At 77.3% G+C, this 20,825-nt stretch carries 14 protein-coding genes; 7 read left to right on the forward strand and 7 right to left on the reverse strand.

All coding sequences use genetic code 11. From position 1 onward, the window contains the following. Positions 1-26 precede the first annotated feature (26 nt). From ASG41_RS03790 to ASG41_RS03805, 4 genes are read right to left on the reverse strand one after another with little or no spacing between them, the layout of a single operon-like run. The gene (locus ASG41_RS03790) at positions 27-1,616 is read right to left on the reverse strand and encodes a GMC family oxidoreductase (RefSeq protein ID WP_056289763.1); all 1,590 of its coding nucleotides are present in this window, start codon (positions 1,614-1,616) and stop codon (positions 27-29) included. After that, entirely contained in the window at positions 1,613-1,792 is a 180-nt protein-coding gene (locus ASG41_RS03795) for a hypothetical protein (protein ID WP_056289766.1), read from the reverse strand. Before ASG41_RS03795 ends, ASG41_RS03790 begins: the two co-directional genes overlap by 4 nt. Next, positions 1,789-3,093, reverse strand: coding sequence for a class I adenylate-forming enzyme family protein (locus tag ASG41_RS03800; RefSeq protein ID WP_235564440.1), 1,305 nt, complete (start codon positions 3,091-3,093; stop codon positions 1,789-1,791). Before ASG41_RS03800 ends, ASG41_RS03795 begins: the two co-directional genes overlap by 4 nt. Beyond that, the gene (locus ASG41_RS03805; RefSeq protein WP_157518933.1) at positions 3,087-4,211 is read right to left on the reverse strand and encodes a hypothetical protein; all 1,125 of its coding nucleotides are present in this window, start codon (positions 4,209-4,211) and stop codon (positions 3,087-3,089) included. The genes ASG41_RS03800 and ASG41_RS03805 overlap by 7 nt, the downstream gene beginning before the upstream one ends. A gap of 120 nt (positions 4,212-4,331) precedes the next feature. On the opposite strand from ASG41_RS03805, the gene ASG41_RS03810 reads away from it, so the two are divergent. Genes ASG41_RS03810 through ASG41_RS03820 form a run of 3 tightly spaced genes read left to right on the forward strand, consistent with a single transcriptional unit; the run spans position 4,332 to position 6,114 of the window. Next, a complete protein-coding gene (locus tag ASG41_RS03810) occupies positions 4,332-4,853 on the forward strand; it encodes an SUKH-3 domain-containing protein (protein ID WP_056289771.1) in 522 nt (173 codons plus the stop codon). Continuing rightward, positions 4,850-5,479: a hypothetical protein gene (locus ASG41_RS03815; RefSeq protein WP_056289775.1), complete on the forward strand. Its 630-nt coding sequence runs from the start codon at positions 4,850-4,852 to the stop codon at positions 5,477-5,479. The genes ASG41_RS03810 and ASG41_RS03815 overlap by 4 nt, the downstream gene beginning before the upstream one ends. After that, complete coding sequence (locus ASG41_RS03820; RefSeq protein ID WP_056289778.1) at positions 5,476-6,114, forward strand: hypothetical protein; 639 nt, start codon at positions 5,476-5,478, stop codon at positions 6,112-6,114. The genes ASG41_RS03815 and ASG41_RS03820 overlap by 4 nt, the downstream gene beginning before the upstream one ends. A gap of 38 nt (positions 6,115-6,152) precedes the next feature. On the opposite strand, the gene ASG41_RS03825 is transcribed toward ASG41_RS03820, so the two are convergent. Continuing rightward, positions 6,153-14,261 carry a toxin glutamine deamidase domain-containing protein gene (locus ASG41_RS03825; RefSeq protein ID WP_056289780.1) on the reverse strand — a complete coding sequence of 2,703 codons (8,109 nt, stop codon included), beginning with the start codon at positions 14,259-14,261 and terminating at the stop codon, positions 6,153-6,155. On the opposite strand from ASG41_RS03825, the gene ASG41_RS23910 reads away from it, so the two are divergent. The 3 genes from ASG41_RS23910 to ASG41_RS03840 all read left to right on the forward strand — a co-directional run bounded on the left by ASG41_RS23910 (position 14,233) and on the right by ASG41_RS03840 (position 18,632). Then, positions 14,233-16,767, forward strand: coding sequence for a hypothetical protein (locus ASG41_RS23910; RefSeq protein WP_056289784.1), 2,535 nt, complete (start codon positions 14,233-14,235; stop codon positions 16,765-16,767). The two genes, ASG41_RS03825 and ASG41_RS23910, sit on opposite strands and share 29 nt — an antisense overlap. 48 nt (positions 16,768-16,815) lie before the next feature. Further along, positions 16,816-17,451, forward strand: coding sequence for a hypothetical protein (locus ASG41_RS23375; protein WP_157518937.1), 636 nt, complete (start codon positions 16,816-16,818; stop codon positions 17,449-17,451). A gap of 476 nt (positions 17,452-17,927) precedes the next feature. After that, positions 17,928-18,632 carry an SUKH-3 domain-containing protein gene (locus tag ASG41_RS03840; RefSeq protein WP_056289788.1) on the forward strand — a complete coding sequence of 235 codons (705 nt, stop codon included), beginning with the start codon at positions 17,928-17,930 and terminating at the stop codon, positions 18,630-18,632. A gap of 9 nt (positions 18,633-18,641) precedes the next feature. Here the strand turns inward: ASG41_RS03840 and ASG41_RS03845 are convergent, their stop codons facing one another. Beyond that, a complete protein-coding gene (locus tag ASG41_RS03845) occupies positions 18,642-18,977 on the reverse strand; it encodes a hypothetical protein (RefSeq protein WP_157518941.1) in 336 nt (111 codons plus the stop codon). Positions 18,978-18,981: 4 nt separating this feature from the next. Beyond that, positions 18,982-19,374, reverse strand: a complete 393-nt coding sequence (locus ASG41_RS03850; RefSeq protein WP_056289794.1) for a YbaB/EbfC family nucleoid-associated protein — start codon at positions 19,372-19,374, stop codon at positions 18,982-18,984. A 113-nt stretch (positions 19,375-19,487) separates the two neighbouring features. On the opposite strand from ASG41_RS03850, the gene ASG41_RS03855 reads away from it, so the two are divergent. Continuing rightward, on the forward strand, positions 19,488-20,777 hold the full coding sequence (locus tag ASG41_RS03855; RefSeq protein WP_056289798.1) for a S8 family serine peptidase: 1,290 nt from the start codon (positions 19,488-19,490) through the stop codon (positions 20,775-20,777). The last annotated feature ends 48 nt before the right edge of the window (positions 20,778-20,825 follow it).

Below are 20,825 nucleotides of genomic sequence, written 5' to 3' on the forward strand. Positions count from 1 at the left end.
CCGGTCCGGCGGGTGTCCCCGGCGGGTCAGTTCCCGGTCATCAGCTCCGCCGCCCGCTCCCCGATCGCCACCGCGGTGGCGGCGGGACCGCGGGTGGGCACCGTGGGCAGCACCGAGGTGTCCACCACCCGGAGCCCCTCGACCCCACGCACCCGCAGGTGCTGGTCCACCACCGCGCCCGGGTCGTCGTCGGGGCCCATCCGGGCGCTGCCGGCCAGGTGGATCGCGGTGGCCAGGTGCGCCACGGCCCACGCGTCGAGCGCCCGGTCGTCGGCCAGCACGTCGTCGGGCAGCCCGGTGCGCGCGGCCACCAGCGGTGCCATCGCCCTCGTCCGCAGCAGGTCCGCGGCCAGCCGGACGACGGCCCGCACCTGCCGGCGGTCGGCCTCGGCGGTGAGGTACCGGTACTCGATCCGCGGCTGCACGGACGGGTCTGCGCTGGTCAGCGACAGCCGGCCGCGGCTCTCCTCGGCCTGCAGGGCGACGCCCAGGTACAGGTCGTCCCGGGTCCGGGCCTGCTGCCACAGCTTCTGCAGCGACGTCCCCCGCAGGGCCCGCAGGGTGGCCGCCGGGCGGCGCAGCACCTCGGTGAGCCCGGACAGCGCGTGCCCGTCCGAGCGGGACAGCATCACCCTGCTGAACGGCTTGAGCCACGGCATGACCTCGAGGTGGTCGGTCGTGTTCAGCGCGGTGGTCAACGGCAGCATCCCGCGGCGCATCGGGGTGGCCCGGGCAGGCTGGTACGTGACGTAGAGGTCGGGGTGGTCGGTGAAGTCGGCGCCCACCCCGGGCAGGTCCAGCAGCGGGGTCACCCCGGCGGCGCGCAGCTGGTCGGCCGGGCCGATGCCCGAGAGCATCAGCAGGTGCGGCGAGCCCACGGCACCACAGGCCAGGACCACCTCGGCCGCCCGGTGCTCGGTGCCGTCGGCGGTGCGCACGCCGACCGCCCGGCCCCGCTCGACCAGCACCCGGACGACGGGGCTGTCCCCGCGCACCGTCAGCCCGGGGTGCGCGCGGCGCGGGGAGAGGTAGGCCATCGCGGTGTTCACCCGGACGCCGTCCCGGACGTTGACCGGCACCGGCCCCACCCCCGGCGCGGCGTCGCCGTTCTTGTCCGGCTCCGACGGGTGGCCCAGCTCGAGGCAGGCCGCGGTGAAGGCGTCGCTGACCGGGTGCGGGGCGGTGGTGCGGGTGACCGGCATCGGGCCGGTGGTCCCGTGCAGCGGGTCGCTCTCGCTGCGCTCGAAGCTGGGCAGCAGGGCCTCGTGGGACCACAGGTCGTTGCCGCGGGCGGCCCAGCCGTCGCAGTCGGCGCGCGTGGCCCGGATGAAGTAGGTGCCGTTCAGCGCACTGGAGCCCCCCAGCACGCGGCCCCGGGGGACCGGCCAGCGGACGCCCTCGGTGAGCTCGCCGGTGAGGTCCCAGTTCGCCGGGTGCCCGGGCACCGCGGCGCCCATCGTGGCCGCGTCCCGGACCGTCGCCGGGAAGTCCTCGGGCTGCCGGTGGTCCGCCCCGGCCTCCAGCAGCAGGACGGTCCGCCCGGCGTCCACCAGCCGGGCCGCGAGCGCGCAGCCCGCCGACCCGCCACCGACCACGACGACGTCGTACCCGGTCACCGGACCCCCTCCGGCGACACGAGCACCGTCCCCGCCCGCACCCGGCCGGCGTCCTCGGGGTGCAGCCCGATCCCGAGCACGACGCCGGCGGCCAGCTCGCCCGAGCGCAGCTGCCCGACCACCCACGGGCCCCGGCCGGTCAGCCGCTGCGACTCCGTGACCTCGAACCTGGTCACAGCCCCAGGACCCCCGGCAGGTCCAGCCGGCGGACCTTGCCCGTGGACGTGCGCGGCAGCTCCCCCACCGGGTGCAGCGACTTGGGCCGCTTGGCCGGCGCCAGCCGCTCCCGCGCCCAGGCACCCAGCTCCTGCGCCGTCACCGCACCGACGTAGGCCGCGACCACCCGCTGCCCCCAGTCCTCGTCCGGGACGCCGACCACCGCGGACTCCACCACCGCGGGGTGCGCGTCCAGGACGGCCTCCACCTCGGCCGGGTAGACGTTCACCCCGCCGGAGATGACCAGGTCCTCCCGGCGGCCGTCCAGCCAGACCACGCCGTCCGCGTCGACCCGGCCCAGGTCGCCGACGGTGACCCGGTCGCCGTCCCAGGCGGCAGCGGTCTTGTCCGGGGCGCGCCAGTACTCGAACCGGGCCCACCGCGGGACGGCGCACCACAGCTGGCCGCGCTCGTCGGTGCTGAGCGTCCGCCCCGGCCGGGCGCGCCCGACGCTGCCGGGGTGGGCCAGCCAGTCGGCGGTGGAGCAGACGGCGAACTGGGCCTCGGTGGAGCCGTAGAACTCCCACACCGACCCCTCGGGCAGCGCGGCGACGACGGCCCGCTTCACCGGCTCCGGGCAGGGCGCCCCCGCGTGCGCGAGCAGCCGGAAGGAGGACCAGTCGACGTCCTCGCGCAGCAGCCGCTGCAGGTGGGTGGGCACGCAGAACGCCGTCGTCGGCCGCTCCCGGGTGATGACGGCGGCCGCGCGTGCCGCGTCGAAGGGCCCGGGCAGCAGCACCTCACCACCGGCCAGCAGGGTGTGCGCGGCGAAGCGCAGCGGCGCGGAGTGGTGCAGCGGGGACAGCACGAGGTGCCGGTCGGCCGGGCCGAAGCCCCACAGGTCGATCTCCTCGGTGGCCAGTGCGCGGGCGTCGTCGTCCCCGAGCACCCCGGACCACACGCCCTTGCGGCGGCCCGTCGTCCCGGACGTGTAGTGCATCGGGCGGGCCAGCGGGAACGGCGCGAGCGCCGTCTCGGCGTCACCCAGCACGGCGGCGGGGTCGTCGCCCAGGTCCAGCGCGGGGTCCGCGTCGGCCACCAGCTCGGCCCGCTCACCCGCCGGCAGCGCCGGGTCCAGCACCACCGGGACGACGCCGGTCCGCAGCGCGCCCAGCACCGCGGCCAGCAGTGCCGGGGACGCCGAGGCCGACACCACCACGCGGTCCCCGCGGCCGACCCCGCGGGCGACCAGCCCGGCGGCGGCGCGACGCTGGTCGACCTCGCTGTCGGCCGCGCGCACCACCGGGACGTCGGTCAGCACGGCAGCGCCGCCGGTGCCTGGCCACGGCGCACGAGTTCCGCCTGGACGGCCTGCAACCGGCTCCGCCGCTCGCCCAGCCGCTGCTCGAGCCGGACCCGGGTGAACTGCTCGGGGTCCCCGACCAGCTGCACGGGGCGGCCGAAGCGCTTCATCAGCGGGACGGCCGCCTTGCCCTGGGGCACCAGAGCGAGCAGCTCGCCGGTGGCCTGCACCGAACCGATCAGCAGGGTGCGGGCGTTCTCGAGCTGCTCGACCGACCAGGTCGCGGGGTCCCCGCCGGCCAGCACGTCGAACCGGTCGGCCAGGTACAGCAGGTCCCCGCCACCCAGCGCCGGGGCCGATCCCGGCCGCCCCCACGCCCACGGGTCTGCCGGGTCCGCGGCGTCGGCGGCCCGCAGGGAGAAAACCTGCACCACGCCCACCCCGCAGGCCGGGCAGGGCCCGTTCCAGGCCCAGCCCTGCGCGCCGGAGTCCGCGACCGGGGTCATGCCCTGCACCGGCAGCGGCCGGCCGCAGGTGTGCGTGCGGGCCTCCAGCAGCATGGCCAGCTCCCGCACGCCACGGACCGCGGGCCCACCGCGCAGCAGCACCCGGCTCGGCCACTCCCGCGCCGCCCGGGCCTGCAGCGGCAGCACGGGGAGCCACGCCACCGCCAGGACGACGAACGGGGCCAGCATGGAGGGCTCCTGCGGGTTGCCGTCGCCGTAGACGTACCAGAGCAGGAAGGCCCCGATGACGCCGCAGACGACGGTGGCCAGCCGGGCGACGAAGAAGCCCTGCTGGTAGTCCCCGGAGTGCAGCGCCCGCTTCACCCCACGCCAGGACAGCGCGCTGAGCAGGAACAGCGTCCCGGAGAACAGCACCGTCTTGACCAGCGACAGGAACACCCCGTCCGGCCCGGTCCAGGTGGCCGCCAGCAGCCACAGCGACAGCACGAGCAGGCCCAGCGGCATCAACGCCATCAGCGCGACACCGACGAGCACCGACACCGGGGGGCGCAGCTCGCGCAGACCGCGCAGCACCTCCCGGGTGGGCGGCCCCTCCCCCGCCGGGGGCCGGGCCGCGGCCAGGACCTTGCGCGTCTCCATCAACGGCGGCAGCTGCCCGGGCCGGCTCATGACCCGACCCTGGCACACGGCGGGCGCGGCCACAGCCGTCGTCCGCAGGTCCGCGTGCTCCGCGCAGCGCGCACGGCCCGCCACTAGGCTCGGCCGCGACGACCGGACGAGGGAGGACCAGTGCCCAGCGAGGCCGAGGCCGCACGAGCACAGTCCTGGCAGGCTGCCCACGCGCAGGCCGACGACGGCCGGTTCGAGCCGCGGGTGCTCTCGGCGCTGCGCGCGGCCGGGTGGGTACCCGGTCGGGCGCTGGAGCCCGGCCTCCTGGAGGACTGGGAGGACGACATGGCGGCCCTGAGCCGGTTGGTGCCGGCAGTCTCTGCCCACCCGCTCGCCCGGGCGGCGGTCTCGGAGTTCGGGGGGCTGCACCTGGAGGTGGCGGGGACCCCGCCCGTCCTGGTCTACCCCGCCGACGAGCACCTCGACCCGGAGGCCGCACTCACCGCGTCCCGGGAGGTCGACGAGGCCCTCGCCCCGATCGCCCTGGTCGCCGACGGGTGGCCCACCACCGTGGTCACGACGTCCACGGGTCGGACGCTGGCCGTCCGTGGCGGCCGCGTCCACCCCCTGGGGCCCGACGTCGTCTCCGGGCTCACGTCACTGCTCCTCGGGCCCACCCCCGACACGGGCGTGCCGGCGTGAGCGCACCGCTGCTCTTCCCCGTGGGCCACCTGCTGGGTGCCTCCTACCCGCGCGCCGGGTCTCCCGAGCACGTCGTCCAGGTCCGGGTCGGCCCCGAGCTCGTCGACCTCGACGACACGTCCTTCTCGCTGTGGGCGCTGGCCCACGGCCTCCCCGGGCACGGCCCCGAGGACCCGTGGACCCGCGAAGCCGTGGAGCAGGCCGCCCAGGCACAGGGGCTGACCGACGCCGCCGCCCTCCTCGACGCGCTGCTCACCGACCGGCTGCTCGTCGAGGTGGCGGTGGAGCCGGCTCCGGCCGTGGCCTTCGCGGAGCAGCACCGCCTGCTCCCGCTCGTCGAGGGCCTCGGCAACGACCCGGACGCACCCCAGCTGTGGTCCGTCGGTCCCCCTGGGCAACCCCTGGTGACGGTGACGGCGGCCGCCTTCGACCTCTTCGAGTGGGCGCACATGGACACCGACCTGTGGGCTGCGTGCCAGGCCGCCGCCCGGAGCGCCCGTGGTGTCGGACGCACCGACCCGGTGTCGACCGAACCAGAGCTGCTGCTGCTGGCCCTGGTGGAGAGCCTGCACCAGCTGACGACCCCCGGGGTCGTCTGCCTGGACACCCGGCTGGCCGCCTCGTGACCCGCCTGCTCGCCGTCGGCCACTCGATGGGCCCGGTGCACCTGACCCCCGGCGCGGCACCGGACCACCACGCCGTCCGCATCGGGTGGGAGTCCCACCGCCTCAGCGACCCCGACCAGGTGGTCGTCTGGCGGCTGGCCCACGGTGACCCGGAGGGGGTCCCGGCCACACCGGAGAGCGTGTCGTCGGCGGCCACCGCTGCCGGGGTGCGCGACCCCGGGGGCGCCCTGGCGTCCTTGGTCGGTCCCGGCCTGGTCGTCGAGGTCGCCGAGGAGAACGCCGAGGCCTTCGCGCGGGCGCACCGGGTCCAGCCGCTGCTGGCCGGGCTGGGCAACAGCGCCGAGGACCTCATGGACTCGATCGGGTTGCTCGGTCTCCCGCCGGCGGCCCGGGTCCGCCCGCGGGTGTTCGAGGTCTGGCGCTGGGCCCACCTGTGGCCGGACCTGTGGTCGGCCGCCGAGGGCCTGGCCGCAGCGGGCGCCGGGGACGACGGCGAGCCCCGCTCGACCGCCGCCGACGAGCTGCTCGGGCTCCTGGACGCGGTCCAGGAGCTGCTGTCGGCCGGCGCCGTCCACCTCGACGTCGCCCGCGGGGGCCGACCGGTCCGCCGGCACGAGCTCCGACCGCTGCGCTGACCCGGCCCACCCCGACTCCGGCCCGCTGACCGGGTCGCTCAGCGGGCGGGCGCCCGGTCCCGGGTGAGTGCGGCGACCGCGTCGTCCACCGGGCCCAGGTGGCGCTCGCGCCCGAGCTCCGCTGCCGCGTGCTCGGGCAGGACGCGCTCGCGGCCGGTGAGCGCGGGTGAGTCGTCGGTCCAGCGCACCTCGACCTCACGCAGCACACCGTGCGGCTCCTCGGGGCCCGCCGGGCACAGCACGCCCCAGAACGCGTGGCGCAGCCAGTCGCGCGGCAGCCCGACCTCGGCCGGCAGCTCGGCCAGCAGGGCCGCCACCGGCAGGACGACGCCGCGGTCGGGCACCCCGTCCAGCCCGGCCAGCAGCACCACCGGGCGACCGTGCGGGGTCACCGAGACGCGCACCAGCAGGCGCAGGGACCGGCCATGGGGGCCGGCGAGGGAGACCAGGGCGCTGACGGTCCGCCGGTCGCCCTCGACGTCCACGGTGAAGCACTCCCCGGTGGCCGGTCCCCAGACCGGTCCGGCGGGGGCGTGCGGCGGCCCGGCCGGCGGGTGCACCGGCCGTCCCCCCGGCGCTCGCGGCGGCACGGGCGGAAGTGGCCGCGGCAGCCCCGTCTGCGGAGGACCGGACGGGTGCCGGGGCGGTGTCGGATCCCCACCGGGGCGCCCCGGCTGGGCCGGGGGGGCCGCCGGCGGGGCGGGGACGGTCGGGGGCGGCGTCACCGGGGTGGGCGACGTCGGAGTCGGGGTCGGCGGCGTCGGAGTCGGCGGGGTCGGGGTCGGCGGCGTCGGAGTCGGCGGGGTCGGGGTCGGCGGCGTCGGAGTCGGCGGGGTCGGGGTCGGCGGGGTCGGGGTCGGCGGGGTCGGGGTCGGCGGGGTCGGGGTCGGCGGCTGGACCTCGGGCACCGGGAACGGTCGGTCCTCCACCCGCTGGGCCGCCGGGGCCGTGACCTCGCGGACGTGCGGCTCGCGGTCCCAGCCGGTGCTGTTCGCGATCGCGCGTCCCCGGGCCCACACCGACTCCTCGCCCGACCGGGCCCGGTCGGGCTGCGCCGGGTCGACCGGGAGTGGTCCTGCGCCGTCGACGGTGTCGTCGGGGGACGGTCGGCCCTGGGTGCTGGACCCGGTCCCCGGCGGGGCGAGCAGGACGCCCACCAGGTCGTCGAGCGCCCGCTGCAGCTCGACGGTCTCGGCGCCCAACGCCGCGAATGCCTGCCGGTGTTCCGCGGCGAGCAGCAGCGCGGAGTGGTTGCCGATCTGGGCGTCCCGCGCGGTGGTGCGCGCGAGGGTGTCGTCGGTCAGCTGCCGTTCGGCCAGTGCCGCCACCGGCGCCAGGAGCAGCCCTGCGCTCGATGTCACGGCGCTGCCGAGCAGGGCGCGGTCACCGACCGCCCAGGTCGCCAGTCCGCCGGCGGGCAGCCCACCGGCGGCGAGGGTGGCGACGGCGGCCGCCCCGGTCAGTGCGCCGGCGGTGGCGGCCGGCGCGGCGAAACGGGCCTGGTACTCCCGCAGGGTCTGCCGCGTCGCCCCCTCCGGGGCCGTCACCGGCGCGGCAGCCGCAGCGCCGAGTGCCGCCCGGTCGGGGTCAGCGGCGGTCGTGGTGCCCGCGACGACGTCGGCCCGGCCGGGCTCGGGAGCGCTGCGCAGCCGGTCGAGCGCCCGGGCGAGGTGTTCCTGCCTGGCCCCGGCGGTGGCCGCCTCCTCGGCTGCGACGCGCTGGTCTGCGAGCTCCCGGGCGACCTCGGTCACCAGCTGTTGGACCTCGACCCGCGCCTGGGCGAGCGCGACCTCGAGGTCCAGGCGGGCGTCGTGCACCGCGCGGGCCTGTCGCAGACCCGCCGACGCCGGGCTCGCGGCACCGTCGGAGTCCTTGGCCGCCTCGGTGCGCAGGGCGAAGCGACGCTCGATGGCGGCTGCTGCCGGCACGCTGACGACGGCGACGGCGGACAGCGCGCTGGCGATGAGGCCACCGGGCCCGGCGACGGCGGCGACGACGGTGGCCGCAGCGACCGGGAGCGCCAGCGAGACCAGCCACTTGGGCAGGTGCTCGGCCCAGCTGGGGGTGGCGGCCGGGCGGGGGTCGCCCACGCTGATGTCGGCCAGCAGCTGCTCGGCCGCGGTCGCGTCGAGCTCGGCGGTGACCGCCTGCAGCAGGTCGGCCCGTCGCGACACCCACGGCGTGTCCGCCAGGCGCGCCAGGTCCTCCGTCGTCAGCGGGGCGGCGGGGTCGGCACCGGTCAGCAGGTCCGAGCCGACCAGGTCGTGGGCCGCGACGGCGGCCGCGAGGTCCTGGGTGAGCGCCTTCCGCTCCTGGGAGGGCGGACGAGCCGGTGTGCCCGCGGCCTGTTCCCGCGTGTCCAGGGCGGTGCGCCGCCGGGCGAGGTCGGTGAAGACGCCCCTCACCTGCAGGTCCAACCAGCTCCCGGCGACGCCGGGCGCGTCAGCCCGGGCGGGCGCGGCCGCCTCGGTGGGCCCCGTCGGCTCGGTGGACTCGGCCTGCTCCGAGGGCGCGGCCGCCCCGGTCGCCGTCCGGGCCGGGTCCAGCAGTCGCTGCTGCTCTGCCACCTGGTCGGCTTCCAGGCCCGCCAGTCGCGCCAGGTCGGCGCGCTGCGTCGCGGTGCGGCGCTGGGCGTGCGCGGTCTCCAGGGCCTGGGCCCGGGCGTCGAGCTCGGCGTTCTTGCGGTCCTCCCGGGCTGCCTTGCGCTGGGCCGTCCACCGCTCCACCAGAGCGGTCGCCACCGCGACCACGACGGCGGCGACCAGGGCCCCGACGGCGACGGTGAGCAACGGCCACCCGACGGCCGCCGCGATGCCCACGTTGATCCCGACGCCGACACCGGCGGCGATCGTCGCGCCGGTCGCGTGCTTGGCCAGGTAGCGGCCCAGCGACAGCACCTTCTCCCGGGCGCGGGCCCGCCGGGACAGGCCGGCCTCCCCCGCGCGCTCTGCTGCGAGCCGGTCGGCGGCGTCGGGGCGGACGTCGGGACCCGTCGTCCGGGGCGCCGGCGCGGCAGCCTGCACCGCGACGTCGCCGCCGCCGTCCAGCCGCGTGCGCAGCTGGCGCACCTCGTCGGAGAGCGCGGCATCGGCGCGCCGCCCGGCGGCGGCGGTCTCGGCCGACCGCGCGCGCAGCAGCCGCACGGCGGCGGGCACCCGGTCCTGGGCGTCGACGCGCGTGCCCAGCTGCTCCGTGGCCCGCGCCGCGCCCCGTTCGGCCCAGGCGGTGGAGACACCCGTCAGGGAGGTGGTGACGACGCCGACCCCGCCGGCGACGGCTCCCTGCGGTGCGCCTGCCGCAGCGCTGAGACCGGCGCCGGCGACCGAGGCCACTGCCCCGGCCAGGGAGCTGGCGCCGAGGGTCTTGAGCAGGTAGCGCCGGAGCGGGCTGACGCCGCTGTCGACCACCTCGGCCAACGCGGAGTTGTTCAGGGCGAACACCAGCGTCTGGACGTCGTCCGGGAGGGACTGGAAGCGCGCGGCGTAGCCCTCGCGCCGCTGCGCGGCAGCCTCGGCCCGGGCTGCCGACGCCGGGTCCGCGGAGGCGGCAGGGGTCGAGGCGGCAGGGTTCGTGTCCGGGCCCGGGGTGCTGCCGCCCACGGGGGTCAGCTCGATGCCGTCGGCGGTCTCGCCCTGCGCGACGACGGCGGGAGCCGTGCTGGAGACGTCCGGCGTCGCTCCGGCTGCCGTGTCGGCGGCGGCCGGCGGCGGGGCGAGGAGCAGACCGAGGCGCTCCAGCAGCGGCCGCAGTCCCTCCGTGGCTCGCCGGCTCTCACCTGGGGCGCTGGACCGCGTGCGGTCGGCCAGGAGGCGGAGCTCGGCCAGGCCGGTCCGGTCCGCGACGGTCAGCTGCGGGGCCCTCGACCCGAGCTGCTGCGCCGGGCCCGACGTGAGCACGGGGGGCCCGTCGAGGGCCCCCTGCTGCCGGGCGACGATCGCAGCGAGCTCGCGGGCGACCGTGCGCTCGACGTCCGTCGAGGGCACCGTGTCGGACACGGTGACCCGGAACAGCGGCCCGGCGGGACCACCGTCGTCCTGGCGGGAGGACGACCGGGTGCCCGGGGGCAGCTCACCGCTGCGCTCCACCCGGACGCGGAACTCCGCCACGCCGGGGGCCGTGAACACGCGCGTGCCGGTCTCCCGGTCCCGCCCGGTGGCGGTGACCCCCGCCGCCCGGTGCACCGTGGCCGAGCGCAGGACCCGGTCGACGGCGAGCTCGGCGAGCTGCTGCCCCGGAAAGCTGGAGACGGCGTCCCCGCCGTCCGGGGTCAGGCCTGCTCGGCCACCAGGCTCGCGTGCGCCTCCTCCAGGGTCTCCCTGGCCAGGTGCACCGGCCGGACCCTCCCGGCCCGGACCAGCAGCAGGGGCTCCCCCCGCCGTGACGTCGGCCGGACCACCGCCCACGCGTCCAGGAACGGCCGCGCCCGCCACGGGCCCTCCGTCGCCTGGTCGTCGACCCCCGTCCACCGAAGCACCGCTGCCACGGCTCCCTCCGGCGTCCCCGGCAGTGCCCGTCCCGTCTCCTCGTCCTGCGGCAAGGTCCATCCCCTCCCATGCAGCGCCCGGACGACGCACGATCGCCTCGGCCCGCCAGATCAAATGCGTGTACGCCGGTGGCCAGCCCGAGACCGTCCCGTCCTGCCCGTCGACCCACTGCAGGCCCTGGTCGGTCACGACCGCGGTGAACCAGTGCCCCCCGGCCTCCCCGCGGGCGAACCCGGTGACGTTCCAGTCGACCCCGAGGACCGCGACCGTGCCCACCGGGGCACCGGCGAGCTGGTCGGCGATCGTGGCCCAGGCCTGCTGGGTGAAGGCAGCGGTGTCGTCCGCGGGGACGACGGGGGCCGCGGGGTCGGCCGGGGCCGGGGCCGGCGCGGTGGCCGCGGACTGCGGACGGACCCCCGCCCAGTCGTACATCTCCCGGTACTCGCCGCGCCGCGGGTCGCCCCACGCCGGTTCCACGCCCTGTCCGCCCACGGCGTCGGCCACCCGCCGGGAGCACTCGCCACAGTTGTTGGCCCACTGCGCCGCGGCGTCGCTGCCGACCGGGTGGACCTGCAGGTTCGGGTTGACGCGCGACACCCAGGAGGTGAGCCGGGGGTCCGCGGCGTGGGCCTGGCGCAGCGCCTGCCGGATGGCGTCCCCGGGGTCGGTGTAACGGTCGGGCTCCACCTCCGGGCGGGCCGTGCCCGGGTTCAGGGCCAGCGCGTCCATCGCGGCGGTCAGGTCGGCGACCGACCCGTCCGCGGGAGAGGGCCCCTGCGCTGCCGGGTCCAGGCTCAGCGCGTCCATCGCGGCGGTCAGGTCGGCAACCGACCCGTCGGCGTCCGATGCGGACGCGGAGTCGATGGGAGCCGGTCGCTGTGCCGCCGGGTCCGAGGTCCGCGCGTCGAGCGCGTCGGTCTGCCCGGCGGGGCCGGTCAGACCGGGGAGCGGACCTGCTCCACCGAGGTCACCTCGTCGGGCGCCGCCGTCGTCACGTACACGCCCGGCTGGGCCATCGTCAGACCCAGGGTCTCCGCTCGACGGTGGTCCCGACCGAGGTAGGTCAGCTGCAGCCGGCCCCCGGGGGTCGAGCCCTCCACGCTGAACGGCTCCCCCTGCCACCGGCACGTCGTCCGCACCCGGTACAGCTCGGCCTCGGCCGCCGGGACCACCCTGCTCCAGCGGCCCGTCCGGGTCGCCGTCCACCGGTCGTCCGGCCGGTCCGGGCTGAAGAGCTTCACCGATCCCGGCGGCCGGGCGGAGGGCACCGCCTCGAAGGTCCGACCCTGCCACTCCGCCCAGGTGTCCGTGCTCGCTGGGTGCTGCGTCGGTCTGGTCATGCACTTCCTCCGTGGTGGTGAGGCCGGCGTGCTCCTGACCCGCGGCGGTCGACGTCCAGACCTCGCCGTCGAAGACGCCGAGCAGGGTCTCGCTGCCGTCGCGGCCGACCGACCAGATCTCGGCCCCGTCCGGCAGGACGACGAACTCGTCGGTGCGGTACTCGGGGACCGCGTGGCCCTGGCTGGCGGTGAAGCCGTTGCCGGTGAACGGCGTCGGGTCGACGTCGGTGCCGCCGAGGGCCGGACCGTACGGCGTCCGCAGGGTCGTGGCGTCCTCGCCGACCGGGAACCGCAGGACGGCGATGGTGTCGTCGTCGGCCCGGTAGGGCGGCCGGCCGTTGCGGGACTCGTAGCCGCGGTCGGTGTAGTCCAGCCGCAGCCCCTCCACCACCTCGGCCGGGGTGGTCAGTCCGATGACGTCGCGCAGCGCGGCGGTGTACCCACGGGCACCGGCCGGGTCGAAGACCAGCGCACCCTCGTCGTCGAGGACCGGCTGATTGCCCAGGTACCCACGGGTGGCCTCCAGGGGCAGGGCCCGCTGAACGAGATCGCCCGGTGAGACCGCTTGGGTGTCCCGCACCTGCCGGAGCACCTCCCGCTGGTCGGGGTCCAGGGTGGCCAGCTCGGCGGTCCGCAGGGCGTGGAAGTCCGCGGGGCTGGTGCCCGCGGGCAGCAGGTCGGGCAACGCCTGCTCGAAGCCGCGCCCCACGTCGAGTCGGTCCCGCCCGTAGGCGGGGGTGACGGTGCTGCCGTCGACCAGCTCCACCTCGACCACACCCGTGGCCGGGGCCGACGCCGGCCCCCCCGCCTGGGTGGGCGTCACCACAGCGGCGCCGCGGTCCCCGGTCCCAGGCGGCGGCGGTGGCCCATCCGTCAGGCCACCAGCACGCCCGTCTCCGGCCAGGTCCCCGTCGCGGCCCGTTCCCGGACCACCTCGTGCACCACCCACGTCGCCTGGCCGAGCAGCGTCCCGCGCGGCTGGCCGCTCACCTTGTCGATCACCGTCGAGCCCCCCATCCGGCCCGGGTCCGCCCCGAAGCGGTACGTGACCGTGGTCGGGGTCTCCGCCACGCGTTCCCAGTGCACCAGCAGCGCCATGCGCGTGTCCCTCCGTCAGGGTGGGGTGGACGCCCTCGCGGGCGAGGGCGGCGACCCAGTCGTGGGCACTCGTGGCCCGGGTGTGGGCCTCCTGGTAGTTGGCGGCATCGCCGGAGGCGAGCAGGTCCGACTCCGTCAGCTCGTGCCGCAGCAGGACCTCGTCGGAGGCCCGGACCTCGCCGTCGGACATCCGCTGCCAGGCCTCGGCGATGAGCGGGTGCGGGGTGAAGGGGCGGTGGTCCAGCGTCCCGTCGGGTCGGGCGATCGGCTGGGTGGGACGGAGCAGGTGGTCCTTGACCTGCTGCACCTGCTCTGGCGTCGCCCAGCCCACGGTCGCTGCGATGCGCGCGACGTCGCCGTCGTCGGCACGGAACCGCTCGTAGGCAGCGCCCGCCTCGGCGAGAGCCGCATCGGCCTCGGCCTGCGCTGCAGCCGCCGGCGCGGCGGGCAGCGGGGTCCGGGGAGTGCCCGCCGGTGTGTCGGTGGCCTGCACGGTGCCCAACGACGGGGAGACGACGACCGGCACACCGTCCGGGCCCGTGGTCGCCTGGCCGATCGCCGCGGCGCAGGAGGAGCACGGCTCCTTGTACGGCGTCGGGGTCCGCTCCCCCTCGACGGTGGTCCCGGCCTTGAGGTCCACGGAGGTGATGACGGCACCGGCCAGGACGGCGTTGGCCCACTGCTCGAACGGCGCCCACTCGGCGTCCGAGGCCGTGCGAGCGGGGAGTGGCCCAGGGAGCTCGGGGATGCCGTCCTGCCCGGCTCGGTCCTGCGCCGACCACAGCGCGTCGGACAGCAGCGCCACCTCGGCGCACTGCCCGTGGTGGACGGCGGGGCTCCCGCCGGTCCGCACGGCGTCGTACACCCGGCTGACGACGGGGTGCACCCTGTCCAGGGTCCCGCCCTTGATGCTGGTGTGCGTCCAGACCCGGCCGTCGGCGGTCACCAGCGCACCTGCGGTGCCCGGGACCTTCGACCGCTGCTTCTTGGACACCGGCTCACCGGGGTGCTCCGCACTCCACCGCGCGGCGAAGGCGTCCTGCGTGGTCTCGGCCAGCCGCGAGGCGCGGTCAGCCGCGACCTCGGCGGCGGTGGTGCCGGTCAGGTCGACGGTCTCGGAGGGCAGTGAGTAGCTGGTCGTCCCGGGCGCCGACCACCCCGGGCCGGACAGCCCGGCGTACCCGGCGAGCGGGGCCGTGGCCGTCGCCGGGCTCAGCCCGGACACCGCCCCGGACGCCTCGAACGGGCTGCTGGGCGGTCCGCCCGGGTTCGTGGTCGACGACGCGGGGACCGAAGACGGACCCACAGGGGCGGACGGCGACGACGGACTCACCGTCGACGCAGCCTCGACCGACAGCGTCGAGGTCGAGGTCGAGGCAGCCGGCGCCGTCGTCTGCGGCGCGTTCACGGCCGGCGGCGTCGCTGTCGAGGTCGGCGCGGGCGCAGCAGTCGAGGCCGGCGCAGCCGTGCCGGGCGGCGTCGCAGTCGAGGCCTGCGCGGGCGCAGCCACGGCAGCAGCCGCCGGCGTCGAGGCCGGGGCAGCCGGGCCCGACTGCGTCGCTGCCGGGGTCGGCGTCGGCGCAGTCGGGGTCGGCGCAGTCGGGGTCGGCGCAGTCGGGCGGTTCGTGGCGGGTGCGGGCGTGCTGCCCCCGACCCCCGGGGCCACCGCGGGCGTCGTGGTGCCGGTCGCCACGGTCGCCACGGTCGACGCGGGGACCGGCGCGGTCGACGACGGGGTCGTCGGGACCGTGGGGGCCGCGGACGGCGACGTGCCGGCGGCGGGGGACGCGTGTGCGGGGGCAGGGGATGCCGGAGTCGGAGATGCCGGAGTCGGAGATGCCGGAGTCGGCAGTGCCGGAGTCGGGGACCCGGCCGGCGGGACCGGGGACGCGGTCGACGGTCCGGCCACGGAGGACGCCGACGTGGTGCCTGTCGTCGCCGTGCTCGGGCTCCCGGTCGGGGCAGGGACCGGCGTGGTCGACACCGCACCGGCCGGGGACGCGAGCCCAGCCACGGGCGACGGCGTCGTGTCAGCCGACTGTGCCGGTGCAGAGGACGACGGCGCGGAGGTCGACGGGACGGGGGCCGACGTCGCGGAGGACGACGGCACGGGGGCCGACGTCGCGGAGGACGACGGCACGGGGGCCAACGTCGCGGAGGACGACGGCACGGGGGACGACGGCACGGGGGCCGACGGCGCGGGCTCAGCCGTCGTGGGTGTCCCGGCAGAGGGGCCGGTCACCGAGGTCGTCGAGGTCGCGGGCGAGGCCGGTGCGGCCGGTGCCGCAGGAGGGGTCGCAGACGTCGGCGATGCGGTGGCGCCCGGCGCACCGGCCGCTGACGTCCCCGGCACCGCGGGGGACGTCGCACCGACGGGTGCCGAGGCGGGCGTGGGCGTCGCAGCGGCGGTCGCCGTGGCTCCGGCCGAGGCCCCCGACGAGGGCGAGGCAGCGACCACGGGTGCCGAGGTCCCAGCGGAGACCGGTGCGGCCGGGGTCGTGGGAGCAGCCTCGGTCGACGGTGTCGGCGACGCGGGCGCTGTGCCGGCAGGAGCCGGGGTGCCCGTCGCCGGTGCGCCCGTGGCCGCGGTCCCCGCCGACGCGGTGGCGCCCGGGCCGGCCGCAGGCCCGGACGACGACGGGCCCGCGGTCCCAGCCGACACCCCGGCAGTCCCGGCCGACGCTGCCGCAGTCCCCGTCGACCCCGATGTCCCGGTCGCGGCGGTGGCCCCCGTCGACGCAGAGGTCCCCGCCGAGGCCGCAGGCCCCGACGAGGCCGCTGTCCCCGCCGACGCGGTGGCGCCCAGGCCGCCCGCAGGCCCGGACGACGACGGGCCCGCGGTCCCAGCCGACACCTCGGCAGTCCCGGCCGACGCTGCCGCAGTCCCCGTCGACGCCGTGGTCTCGGTCGAGGCCGTGGTCCCCGTCGAGGCCGGGGCCCCCGTCGAGGCCGCAGTCCCCGCCGAGGCCGCAGTCCCCGCCGACGCCGGAGTCCCACCCGACGGGGCCGTCGTCCCCGCCACCGACGGACCGGCGCCCGGCGAGGCCGCAGGCGCCCCGGCCGCGGGACCCGACGAGGACGCAGCGGCCCCGGCCGGCGCACCAGCCGCCGACGACGGGCCGGCGGCCGCCGGGGCTCCCGTCGAAGCAGCGCCGGCCGAGGCGGGCGCGGACCCGGTCTGCGCAGCGGTGCCCGTACCGGCCGCGGTGCCGGCAGCCGCCGAGGCGCTCGACCCCGCAGGAGCCCCGGCAGGCGCCCCGGCCGGCGCCCCGGCCGCGGACCCACCCTCGGCAGCGCCGGAGGAGGCAGCCGAGGCTGGAGCAGCACCGCCGGCCGATGAGGCACCAGCGCCCGAGGGAGACCCAGCGCCGGCTGCCGCCGGGGCACCGCCGCTGCTGGGCGTGCCCGGGCCCTGGGCCGCGCCCGCGGACGCGTCCACGACGACCGGAGGGCTCCCCGCCGTCGCGCCACCGGCCGCTGCGGCCCCGCCGGGCAGCAGGCCCGCGTCCTGCAGCGCGGCCGCACCCTGGGGTGAGGCGTTGTCGGCCAGCGCCTGCGCCAGGGCCGGTCCCGTCTGGGCTGCGCCCGCCACGGCGGCGGACGGGTTGACCACGGCGGCGGCGACGTCGGGGCTGAACGGGCTGACCATCCCGGCACGCCCGACGCCCGCTGCCGCGGAACCGGCCATGGAGGTGGCCAGCTCGCTCAGCGACATGGTCCAGTCCCCGTAGACGGTGCCGTTGGCCAGGTAGGACGCGGCTGGGGAGATGATCGCGTTGGTGACGGCCGCCTGGGCCGCGGTCGAGGGCCAACGCGCCGCCGAGTTCCGCAGTCCCGGCAGCTGCGCACCGTCGACGTCGGTCCGGGTCACGGCACGGGACAGACCCGAGCGTCGGTTCAAGCCGGTCGCCGCCCGGCTCACACCCGCGCCGACCGGCACCCCGGCCAGACCGCCGGCCGCACCGCCCATGGCCGAGGCTGCGGTCTTCTTGCCGTCCCACTCGGTGCGGGTGCCGCGGCGGAACTGGTCCAGCTGGGTCACCGCGTCGATGAAGACCTCTTCGGCGACCTCCTCGGCCACCTCCTTGCCCACGTGGGTGGCCAGGGCCCGGCGGCCGGCGGCCGTCGTCACCGATCGGGCTGCGGTGACGCCGACCTGGCGGGCTGCGGCCTTCATCGCGGCCTGGGTGGCGAACCGCCGTCCGGCGATCTGCACGAGCTTGGAGATGATCTGGCTGATCGCGGCCCGTAGGCCCGCGATGATGCCCCCGGCCGCCCCGAGCGAGGCACCGAAGGTGAAGAAGGCCATCAACACGGAGGCGAAGAGGGCCGCGATGGCGATCCAGAACGCCACGTTGATGGAGATCTTGGAGTACTGCGTCTCCCGCGCGAAGGAGTCCGTCTGCTGGGCGTAGGCGTTCGCGTTGGTCAGCAGGACCTGCAGGCCCTTGTCCGGCGCGGCGAGGAGGTCGTCCTGGATCTGGCGGAACACCTGTGCGGCGGGGGCGTCCCAGCCGGCCAGCAGGGTCGCGGCGGCGCCGCTCTCGGCGGCGATGGCCTCACTGAGCTGGCTCTGCAGTTCGCCGTAGTGCTCGGACAGCTGCCAGAGCGCGGTCTCGGAGCCCTCCGGCCAGTTCTGGCCGGCGACGAGGAAGGAGATCAGGGAGTCGGCCCATCCGGGGAACGACTCACCCCAGGCCTTCCCGACGTCCCCCACGCCACCCCCGCTCGTCGTCTCCGGCCCGGACACCCCGGCGCGACCCGCCAGCCGAGTCTGTCACCCGGTCGGCCGGATGGGCCAGCGCGCGCAGTCACCCGACCGGGTGTCGGGGCCGCCGTGGCCACCTGCCGGGTCGGCTACGGTCGCACCGGGCCGATGCGAGGAGGACGGGTGCGCGAGGACGACGCCGCACGGGCACGGTTGACCTCGTGGGCTGCCTACAACGGCTGGGGCGGCGCCGCTGTCGGGCTCCGCCGGATCGACGGCGGCTGGCTGGGGTGGGTCACCCGGGAGCCCACCGACGACCCCGCGACCGGTGACGGCCTGCGCCTGCTCCTCAACGCGGACGACACCGTCGACTCCTGGCCCGCCTGGCCGCTGGCCGAGATCGAGTCGCGGTGGTCCCGGTCCACCCCCGAGGACCGCTTCCCGCCCTACGTGCAGGCCGTGCTGGAGACCGCCGGCTGGTTCCCCGGCCGGCGCCTGGACGACGAGGTCCTCGACGCCTTCGCCGCCGAGATGGCCGTCGTGCCCGACCTGGACCCACCCCTGGTGCTCCACGCAGCGGCCCGGGCCGCGCTCGCCGAGTTCGGGGGGCTGGTCCTGGAGGCCCCCCTGCGCACCCCGGTCCAGCTGGCACCGGTGCCCGGACACCGCTGGCAGGGCACCCTGGTCGACGCACTCACCGAGGTCTACGGCCAGCGCGTCTGCCTGATCGGACGCACTCCTGACGCGGAGCTGGTGATGGCCGAGGCCGGCTGGGTGCTCGCCACGACCGGTGGCGACTTCTACCGAGCCGGGGTCGACGTGGACACCGCCATCAGCACGCTGCTGACCCTGCGCGGGCCCCTGCCCGAAGTCGTCTTCGACGACTGAGCGCGCCCGTCAGGGCAGTCCCTCGACCTCCACGGTCACGTGCCCGGCCTGGACCTCGTCGCTGGCGATGGACCGCTCGACGGCGGTCCGGGAGTCCACCCCGAGCTGCACCACCTGGTCCACCACCTCACCACCGACGGTGAGGAACTGGTCGGCGCCCTCGGTGTACCCGCCGGCGAACTCCTCGCCCGGGCCGTCACTCCCCCAGGTCGCCGGGGTGTTCAGCGCCTGGATGGCGGCCACGGTCTCGGTCCACCCCGACTTGAGCGGAGCCGAACCGGCGTCCCACTGGGCCAGTCCGTTGGACGCCTGCTGCGGGTCCACGTACACGCTGTCTTCTGCCACGGTGTCAGCCTCTCCCGGTCATGCGGTCGGTCATCTGGTCCAGGTAGCCCTCGAGGTCCCCGCTGAGCTGGGCCTCCACGGCCTCGCGCGGCAGGACCGAGGACATGGTCTCCACCACCATCTCCTCGGCCTCGGCCGCGGCAGCCTGCACGGTCTCCACGATCGTGTCGGCCAGTGCCCGGCTGTCGGGACGACGGAAGACCCGCGGGTCGATGTCCAGGGTCACCAGGTCGCCCCGCGGTCCCACCGTCACCGACACCAGGCCGTCCCGCGACTTGCGCGTGACCGTGATCTGCCGGGCCCGGGCCGCGGCCTCGGGGCCCTCGGTCAGCATCCGTTGGAAGTCCGCGCGCAGGCCCTCGGCCTGCTCCTGCAGAGCGGCGTTCCTCGGGTCCACGGTCAGCTCCCTGGGTGGAGGACGGGCGGCACTGGCGGCCCCGACCATACTGTCCCGAGGTGTCCACGGCAGGGGCCGAGGGCCGGGGTGCACACGATCGGGGGTGCGGGCTGATGTCCCGGTGGGCGTCCCTGTCGTGTGTCGCGCTGGTCGGCGCCGCCGTGCTGGCCGTGCCGACGGCGGCCTCGGCGGCCGAGGTCTGCGAGACCCCGCCACCGGTGGACCAGGTGGTCGAGGACGTCCCCCGCGCGCAGACCGGGTACGACCCGCAGGAACGCCTGTGGCCCCTGAGCCGCGGCGCGGGCGTGACGGTCGCGGTGCTGGACACCGGGGTGGACGCCTCCCACCCGCAGCTGGCCGACCGCGTGGACCCCGGGTTCGACCTGGTCCGCGGCGTCCCGGACGCGACGACGGACTGCAGCCCGCACGGCACCGGGCTGGCCGGTGTCGTCGTCGCCCAGGAGGTGCCCGAGACCGGCTTCGTCGGCCTCGCGCCGCAGGCGAGGGTGCTGCCGGTCCAGGTGACCGACGAGCCCCGCGTCGACAACGGCGGCGAGCCGGTGTCGACCACGCTCATCGCGGCCGGCATCGACACCGCCGTCGCCGAGGGGGCCCAGGTCGTGGCGGTGGGCGTGGTCAGCTACGCCGACGACCCCGAGCTGGCCGCGGCCGTGGCCCGGGCGGTCACCGCCGGCGTCCTGGTGGTCGCCCCGGTGGGGGACGCGCACGACCGCGACCGGGACGGCGCGGGGGCCACCCGTCTCACCTCGTACCCCGCCGCCTACGACGGCGTCCTGGGGGTGGGTGCCGCCGACCGCTTCGGCGGGCGTGTGCAGACCTCGCAGGTCGGCGACTACGTCGACCTGCTCGCCCCCGGCCAGGACGTGCTGTCCACCGGCATCGGCGGGCAGCACGTCTACCAGGGCAGCGCGATCGCCACCGCGTTCGTGGCGGCCACCGCGGCACTGCTCGTGGCCCTGCCCGACGCCGACCGGGCCGAGCCGCTCCCGGCGACCGGCTCCGAGCGGGTCGCGGCGCTGAGCGACCGGATCACCGGCACGGCCACCGGCAGCAGCGACTCGCTGCGCTACGGGGCCGGGGTGCTGGACCCGGTGCGCGCGCTGGCCGAGTCCCGCGCCGCGGACGGGCCGCGGCTGCCCGGCGCCGTGCAGACCCCGCCCCCGGACCCCGCCGCCGAGACACTGGCCACCGCCCGCGCGGACGCCGCCGACCGGTCCGGGCTGGTGCTGGCCGGTGCGGCCGCCCTGCTGGCCGTCGCCGTGCTGGTCGCCGCGCTGCTGCCCCGGGCCCGGCGCCGTCGGTGGCGGGCCGGGCGCACGCCGGTGCCCGTGCGACCGGACCACCCGCCGGAGTTCCTGTCGGGGGACGCGCTCTACCGCTGACCCCCCGGGACGACGAGAGCCCCCACCCGCCGTGGCGGATGGGGGCTC

It is taken from the genome of Modestobacter sp. Leaf380 (genome assembly GCF_001424485.1).
GTDB lineage: Bacteria > Actinomycetota > Actinomycetes > Mycobacteriales > Geodermatophilaceae > Klenkia.